Here is an 8440-nt window from a genome sequence, read left to right as displayed (position 1 = left end):
TTGGTTAAGTTATCTTTACTAGTTCCATCAGGATATTTTGGTCCCGTTGGGTTATTTGGATCAATTGGTTGTCCTGGTTGTCCCGGGTTATCTGGCGTAACCGTCTTGGTTTTGTGCTTAAAAACAACTTTGAAAGTTGGGTTGTCGGTATTAAATTCATAACCATTTGGATAGCCATCAGTGACTAATTCGTAACCTTGGGCCTCTAAGCTGGCAATTTCGTTCTTGGTTGAGTAATCAGACTTAGAACCAAACTTACCAGTTAGATTGTCAGTTGTAATAACTCGGTTGTTGTCATCTTGGTCAATGTACTGAACGTGAGCTTGCTCATCGTTAGCAGTGTATGTGACTTTAACGTCTGAATTTTTCGTATCAGCAGTGGCAGTTTCGGAACCAACGGTCGCTTGATCAGGAGTGTAGCCCGTAATGGCTGGTGAATCAACCGAACTAAAGACATCGTTGTCAGATGTCCAAGCACCATAAGTTATTTCACCAGTTACTTCATCAAAGGTGGCGGTTCTGTTAAACGTAACCGTTTCTACTTGGTCATCTGCGGCTTTACTGCCATCGGCGTAAACGTAGTGGATGGTTCTCGTAATGGACTTAGTCAAGTTGTCCTTGCTAGTGCCATCAGGATACTTCGGTCCCGTTGGGTTGTTGGGATCAACTGGTTGACCTGGGTTTCCAGGGTTATCTGGCGTAACTTCCTTGGTCTTGTGCTTTAAGACAACTTGGAAGGTGGGATTATTGTCGCCAAACTTGTAACCACTTGGGTATCCGTCGGATACCAATTCGTAGCCTTGAGCTTCGTAACTAGCAATCCGATCCGCAGTACTGTAATCAGATTGACTACCGAACTTCCCGTTTAAGTTATCAGTTACTAGAACTTTATTGCCATTATCTTGGTCAATGTATTCAACGTGAGCCTGTTCTTCATTGGCGGTGTAGACAACGGTATGAACATCATCTTTTCCTTCAGCAGCATCACCCGTTACACTAGCTTGACTTGGTGTGTAACCAGTAATTTTGGGAGAATTAATAACTGGGTTAGCGTTATCGGCTGGCTTCCAGTCACCCCAAGTAATTGAACCAGTCTTTTCGTTCTTAGTCCCCGTTCTAGTAAATGGAACGGTAACAACTTGATCCTTTGCCATGGTCTTGCCGTTAACATCAACATAGTGAACGGTCACGGTTCCTTTACCACTATTATCAGTTACTGTTGTTAGGGTGTCACTGTAGATAACGGTATGAACATCATCTTTACCTTCAGTGGCATTTCCAGTAACCGTTGGCTGATTAGGAGTCATATTAGGAACCTCTGGTGAAGTGATTACTTGATTAGCATTGCCAACTGGTTCCCAGTCGCCCCAAGTAATGTTACCAGTCTCATTATCTCTAGTACCAGTTCTCGTAAATGGAACGCTGACTTGCTTATCTGGTGAAACGGTGTTTCCGTTAGCATCCTTGTAGTGAACGGTAATGGTACCGTGACCACTATTATCAGTCACTTGACTGGTAGCGGGGCCATAAGGGACCTTGGTATCTGAACCTGGATCCGTAATTGGGTATGGATAAGTTCCATCTGGACCTGGTTTTAATGGTTGACTTGGATCATGGGGATCCATTGGAATCATGCCAGGAATATTGGGTAATTGAGGTTGTTGTGCTTTAGTAGGATCGTCTGGTTGCGTTTCGTATGGAACATCATGGGATCCATTGTCAATCGGATTGCCATTGGAATCAACTGGAACTAATTTTCCCAGTTGAGCAACTTGATAATCGATCTTACGGGTTTGTGGAACATAAATTGGGGTAAGAACCACAACTCCATATCCAGGAATATCCCATGAATACTGTTTAGTTGTTGGGTCATAGTTATAACTAGCATCAATATGGTAGGTTGTCTGACCATCACTACCGGGAACAAGGTTTCCGTCTTTATCCGTTAATTGAACACTCATTCCACCATGATCATCAGTTTCAGTATAGGTTACCTCGTAACCTTGTTTCAGATGTGAAACCCACTTAGTCCCAACCACACCAAAACTTGAAATGGTTCCTGTAGCATTTGATGGCTCGGTAGAAATGTAATAAGTGGTGGGAATTTCAGGGGGCATGCCAGTAATATCATATGACTGACCCGCCATTCCAGTGAAATGATGGGTAGCCATGACTTCGCCAGTGTCCTTATTCGTCCACGTAACTGTCGAAGTAACTTTATCTGGAGTATAGGAATTCATAGCTCCAAGATTGGCATCCACTCCGGCTGGGTTATTATAGAACCAGTTTTTTCTGAAAACATACTGTTCAGGATTATCGCCTTCAAATCCCATCGAACTATAGTTATTGCTCCATCTTTTATACTGTATTCCATTAATATAATCGGAGTTAACTACTTCGCCGTCTTGATTAAGAACATAGGTTTTAAGAAGGTTACCGTCAGCATCAATTTCATTTACATAGACAACTCCGTCACCAGTACGATCAGTTGACCAAACAATCCATTTTACTTTGTTAGTATTGGCAGCATTTTTCACAGTGACAAAACCATACGTAAAGTGATCGGAGTTTGGATCAACCCAAGGAACACCATAAGACTTGTAGTCTGGATCACTAACAGTGATCTTAAATGGTTCAGCAGCAAGATCAGTAGTGGCATTCTTTAGCTGATTCTGGGGATCATTGGTGGCTAAGGCTGCCGCAGTTTGCTTCATGGCTGTTGCTTGATCATCAGTCTTTTGGTTGGCAGCTACCACAGCGTCTTGCTTATTTGCTGTGTTATCACTTGTAGCTGCCTCCTGGTCAGACTTTTGATCAGCTGATGGGTCTTTTAAGGCATCAGCTTCCTTGTTTGCCACATCATCATTTTTAATGGCATCAGCTTTTTTATCAGAAGACTGGTCCTGTGATGCATCATTCTTCTGACTTGAAGCATCGTCACTCTTATTGGAGTCTTGGTCAGTTGCTTGGTCTTTTGCTGAGTCAGCCTTTTGATTGGTAGTGTTGTCATTTTTAGTGGCATCAGCGTCAGCTTGCTTGTCTGGTGTGGTGTCATTGTTTTTTGTTATGTTTTGATCAGAGTTTGTTGAATCGGTTTTTTGACTGGTTGTGTCATCACTTTTAGTGGTGCTTTGATCGGTTGTCTGATTTTGTGATGAATCGGTTTGCTTAGCTGAAGCGTCATCATTCTTAGTTGTATCTTGAGCAGCAGTAACATTTTGGTTACTTGCTGTGTCATCACTCTTGGTGACGTTCTGTTCAGTTGCCGGATCATTGGTAGTCTGATTTTGCGGTACTGTTACTTGTTTATCAGACGAATCACTATTTTGTGAATTCATCTGAGCGTTGTTAGTAACGTCCGCTTTCACATTATGTTGGTTAGACATAAGGATTCCGCCTGAAATCCCGGCTGAAAACATCGTGACTGTAATGGCACTGAACAGCCATCGTTTACCAGCCTTATACATCTTATAATGTGTTTTGCTATCACGATTAAACATATAAGTAAAAAACCTGCCCTTCTAATTTCAAATTAATCTATACTTACCGGCTAACTAAGCCTGAAGCAATTATTGCACAAATCGAAATTGAATTGAACACAATTGTATTTTACACAACGTGTGTAAAATACTGTCATAATAAGCTTTTATTTAGTCTAACGTCATGTGTCTGGTCCCACATAATACTCATTATGTGTAAATAATCACCAAAAAATGTAATATTTTTGTAACATTAATACTATATATTTAAAAGCAGTAACAAAACTCACTTTCAATCTAAGAAGTAAGTTAAAAAGTACATAAGTACTTTTGTTTCATGGAAATCACAACTAGCACCCACGTAACTAGTAGATCAGCTAATCAAATTAATTCCACCAGAACAAGTATGTGAAACCTTTAAAAAAATTTAATTTGTTATGTACGATCGAGTCCAAAAATAAGAATACTTCTTGTGATGTACATAAAAACTGGTTTATAAAGTTTACATCGGTACTCATGCAGGAAACTATAAAGGATATCATATTATAATTGCTATAATACAATTCACATTCAATGGTCGCTTAATGTGTAAAAAGCCTTAATTATCCAAAAGAGTTAAAACAACTCTCGCTAGTGAGTAACTCTCTTAGAATGATTTATATCAAAATTCTGGAGAAAAATATGGCAACCAATGTAACCAAGGACTTAATCGCAAACGAATTTCTAATTCAAGCTAGTCACAAAAGCATCTTTGATATCAACGTGAAATCACTAACAGACTCGGCTGGCGTATCAAGAAAGTCCTTTTATAATAATTTCGAAAGCATTGATGATTTAATCACTTACATTCAAACCACATTATGCAATCAAATTGACGAAGAATTTAATAAGGAAAGTGATCCAGACGACACCTACGTCAATAATTTGATTAATTGCCTACCGGAGCTTGTGTATAAGTATCGCGATCAGATTCGTGTCCTACTCAAACCAAGCCTCAAGGGGATTTTCATGGCTTTTTTACTGAAAAAGTATAAAAGTAACATTATGAACAACTCACCCAACTTTCACGTTAAACAAAAGATTCCCAAAAATATGATTATGAATCTGCAGGCTCAGGCCTTTTTCTTTATTTTGGAGATGTGGATTACCAGTCCAGTCCCAGAGGCACCCCAATCTTTTGAAAAGAAACTTCGCGAGTATTTTCAAGACAACTGATATTATCAACTCACGACACAAAAATACCGTGTCGTTATTAGATTAATAACGACACGGTATTTTATTTTGAACTATTTAATTAATTTACCGGACACAATCAACCGTTTGGTTTCACCCGGATTTCCAGAAGCACACGTGACTAGCGTGATTTCTTTTTGGTTGCCATTATCATTAATCACCGAGATGTCATCTTCAGAGACAATCTTTTTACTGGTAATCTTGTAGGTATACTTCTTACTAGGATTGGAAAGGTAGATTTTCTGTCCGACCTTTGCTTTTGATAGCGGCGAAAACAACACGTTTGGGTCCTTCATGTGATGACCCGCCAGGACGTAGTTTTTCTCCCCCATCTTTTCGTCCATCTTCATCGTTCCGGCTCCAATCGTTAAATCATCGTCGTTTAGCCCCTTAAAGATGGGTAAATCAATGTTTAAGTCTGGAATCTTGATGCGGCCAATTGCGGGCGACTGCTTGGCCTTTTGACTCTTCATAATGGCGTTCTCGTCGACCGCCTTCACGTTACTAAAATCATAATCACCCTTACGTTGATTTCCGCGCTTAGCCTCCTGCTTGGTGATACTGTTAGCCTTCTGTCCGCCTTGGTATCCAACCCACCATGAAGTAATCTGAGAATTAAAGACCAGACCAAGCCCGACAACGACCAGGACCACAATTAGAAGGTTCCAAAAAAATTTTTTCATTTTCCTACCGCCATTTCGTAAACGTACTCCACTACTACATACGCTTATTCTACCTTATTTCTATTTAAAATCTAAAGTTTCGAACTGGCTTTGATAATTCTTATAATATTCTCGGTGGTACGTTCGATGTTTTCGGGTCCCCTTTTAAGGGCCTCTTCCATTGACGTCACTCCGTCTAAGATGTCAATCACCGACGACACTCCAGCATCGTACAGATCACTAATTCCTTCACCGATGTGACCCGTCTCAACAAAGACCGGTTTATGGTATTTCTTGGCCAACTTGGCGACTCCAAAGGGCACCTTACCGAACTTGGTCTGGGAGTCAATACTGCCCTCACCAGTGAAAACGCAGTCGGCATGTTTAATCTTTTCTTCTAGTCCGACCGTCTGTTCCACAATCTCAATGCCGGGACGCAACTTGGCCTTTAAAAAGACCATCAGTCCGGCACCAACACCACCAGCGGCACCGCTGCCAGGAACGCTTGTAACGTCCATCCCTAATTTATCGTTAATCACGTGCGCATAACTTCTTAAATTATTGTCCAGTTGCACGACCTGACTGGAATTGGCACCTTTTTGGGGACCGAACACCGGCGCCGCTCCGTTCTTTCCGACCAGTGGATTAGTCACGTCTGAAGCAACCACGAATTCGGTCTCGGCGATCCGATGATCGAGTCCCGCCACCGAAATGTCGGAGATGCGACCGATTGAGGATCCGTTTGGAATAATGACCTTTCCGTTTTCGTCCATGAACTTGACGCCAAGGGCCGTTGCCATCCCGGTTCCACCGTCAACAGTCGCACTGCCACCGATTCCGATGATGATTTTTTGGGCGCCAAAATCCAAGGCAGCTCTAATCAACTCACCAGTCCCAAGCGTGGTTGTGACCATTGGATTACGACGGTTTTCAGGAATTAACTCCAGTCCACTGGCCTTCGCCATCTCGATGACCGCGGTCTTGCCGTCACCGAGCATTCCAAAGAATGAATCCACCTTCTGACCAGGAATCGGACCATCAACCGTGACGTCAATCTTCCTTCCATGAGTGGCGTCAACCAGCGTGTCAACGGTCCCTTCGCCACCATCAGCCATCGGAACTTTATCAATGTGGGACGACGGATCAACGTTGATAATGCCCGCCGCCATTGCGCCTGCCACTTGTTTGGCTGACATACTGTCCTTAAATGAATCTGGCGCTAAAACAAACCGTAAACTCATGCTCTTCCTCCTTTCGAACTTGTTCATCCATTAAACCGATTATAACGCACAAAAAAAGCACTTCATATATAATGAAGCGCTTTAAATTAATTAACTTGGTAGTGATACTGCTTTTTAAAATTGGCCCCGGTAACCACCGTCATCGTCTTTTGGGAATTATTGTAAAGAACGGTCCACTGGGTTGGACTATCGTCTTGATACGGCATGTGAGGTCCATCGTGCACGTCATCTAACAGTTGCATCCCTTGCTTCTCGGTCTCAATTCCGTGATTCTGATCCAGTTTACCGTTAGCCACGTTGTACCGATCAAAACCAATTCCCTTATGATACTTACTTCCCGGAGTTTGATAGAAGTTAGTCAAGACCTGGTGATTTCCGGTCTGTGGAATTACCGACATCTTGTTATTTTCGTACTCAACCACCGCGCTATTACCCTTAGCGTCGTTGAGCTGGAAGTGGTAACAGCCATCCGCCGACGCATGCATGTCGTACTTTTTAAGGAGACTAATGGCCTGATTCGTGTCTTTAGCGTGGTCCAAAATCATCCGAATGGCTATACTGGTCGTGATGTCCGGCTTACTGGTTTGTTGATTGGTGACCTTGTCAGGGACCCACAACACGGCCGCACTCACACCTTTTTCGTTAATTCCGTCAAACGGAATGTACGGGGCCGCTAGAGAAATTACCTTGTCGGAAAACTTACTCATTGACTGCCGATCCAGTCCCAAAAACTTTAAATCAACCATTGAGATACTCTTGTAGCCGTCTTTCGGTGCCGTCTTAACCACCATTGACGGTGAATACTGCAGGTCAAAATTTCTGCCAAACAGGTGTTGACCGTTGGGTGTCGTGGCCGAAAACGTCGTGCAGGACACCTTAGGAATGTCAATCTTAAGTGGCAGTCCCTTTAAAAGTTGATTGGACGCAAACTGAACCAACTCCTGGTCGTTTGAAGCCCCCTGTTTTAACAATTTATCTAGTCCATAGTCATTTTTGTACGTCATCTTGTACATAGGATAGTTGTTGACCTTTTTCACGGAGTTCAAGGTCGATAATTCGTCGTGAAACATGAAAAAGAGTCCCAACCCGATTACGACCAGCACCGCAATGATTCCGAGTAATCCATATTTAATGATTTTCTTCATTACTTTCGCTCCTCACATGATATTTACCCTATCAAAACGAGTGGCCTTTTAGTTACCGAAATTTTCAGCCCCAATTAAAAACCTGTAAGCACGCCATTTCGGAAAATGAACCCCTGTGACGTAATTCAAACAATGTCGCAAACAAAAAAGCACTCCATCACAGATGAAGTGCTTTTCCTAAATCCGATATTTACTTAACAGCTGGGACTACCGGTGCCTGATAGATCGGGTATTTCTTAATTTCCACGTAACGGGCACAAACCGGTGTGCTGTACAAGTTCACGCCGTCCTTTTGAAACATCTCGAGTTTGGCAATCCGGTCCATGGCGTTCTTGACCACTTCTTCACCCAGAGTGCTTGAAGCGTAGCTCAACTTAATGGTTTTAACCTTGTTTTGATCTGATTTAAAAACTAATTCTAAATTTCTCATGTTCATCCTCCTAATTATTCAGCATCCAAAGTATCAGTGGAACTCAACGTTGCCTTCTTAAATGAGTCACCGGATAATTCCGCTAAAATCACACCGAACTGCTTGATTTGGTCCTCTGAAACGTTCTGCACCAGGTTGTTAAAGGTGTGTTTGGCGTCAGCGTGACCCTCTCCTGCAAGTGTGTATGTTGCGCTAGTCTTCATCCAATTTCTTTTCATTTTTTCCATCCTCTTCAGTTTATTTTGTTAAG

The 8440-nt window shown here is 42.2% G+C and carries 7 protein-coding genes; 1 reads left to right on the top strand and 6 read right to left on the bottom strand.

Annotated elements, in window-relative coordinates:
- The coding region (locus tag AC6UD0_RS02665) for a mucin-binding protein (protein ID WP_500708062.1) at positions 1–3500 on the bottom strand (3500 nt) is incomplete at its 3' end.
- Between the two features lie 660 nt (positions 3501–4160).
- On the opposite strand from AC6UD0_RS02665, the gene AC6UD0_RS02660 reads away from it, so the two are divergent.
- The gene (locus AC6UD0_RS02660; protein WP_500694586.1) at positions 4161–4694 is read left to right on the top strand and encodes a hypothetical protein; all 534 of its coding nucleotides are present in this window, start codon (positions 4161–4163) and stop codon (positions 4692–4694) included.
- A gap of 71 nt (positions 4695–4765) precedes the next feature.
- Here AC6UD0_RS02660 and AC6UD0_RS02655 read toward each other — a convergent pair whose 3' ends face one another.
- From AC6UD0_RS02655 to AC6UD0_RS02635, 5 genes are all read right to left on the bottom strand, one after another.
- Positions 4766–5395, bottom strand: a complete 630-nt coding sequence (locus tag AC6UD0_RS02655) for a class A sortase (protein WP_500696313.1) — start codon at positions 5393–5395, stop codon at positions 4766–4768.
- A gap of 71 nt (positions 5396–5466) precedes the next feature.
- A complete protein-coding gene (locus tag AC6UD0_RS02650) occupies positions 5467–6615 on the bottom strand; it encodes a glycerate kinase (RefSeq protein ID WP_500699900.1) in 1149 nt (382 codons plus the stop codon).
- A gap of 86 nt (positions 6616–6701) precedes the next feature.
- Positions 6702–7760 carry a carcinine hydrolase/isopenicillin-N N-acyltransferase family protein gene (locus AC6UD0_RS02645; RefSeq protein WP_500699901.1) on the bottom strand — a complete coding sequence of 353 codons (1059 nt, stop codon included), beginning with the start codon at positions 7758–7760 and terminating at the stop codon, positions 6702–6704.
- 190 nt (positions 7761–7950) lie between these two features.
- Positions 7951–8190, bottom strand: a complete 240-nt coding sequence (locus AC6UD0_RS02640) for a DUF2922 domain-containing protein (RefSeq protein ID WP_500708061.1) — start codon at positions 8188–8190, stop codon at positions 7951–7953.
- 14 nt (positions 8191–8204) lie between these two features.
- Positions 8205–8408, bottom strand: coding sequence for a DUF1659 domain-containing protein (locus AC6UD0_RS02635; RefSeq protein ID WP_500694590.1), 204 nt, complete (start codon positions 8406–8408; stop codon positions 8205–8207).
- Positions 8409–8440 lie beyond the last annotated feature (32 nt).

It is taken from the genome of Fructilactobacillus sp. X7R9C1 (assembly GCF_059901005.1).
The sequence above is the reverse complement of the archived record's forward strand: the minus strand, read 5'-3'. Positions and strand labels throughout refer to the sequence as shown.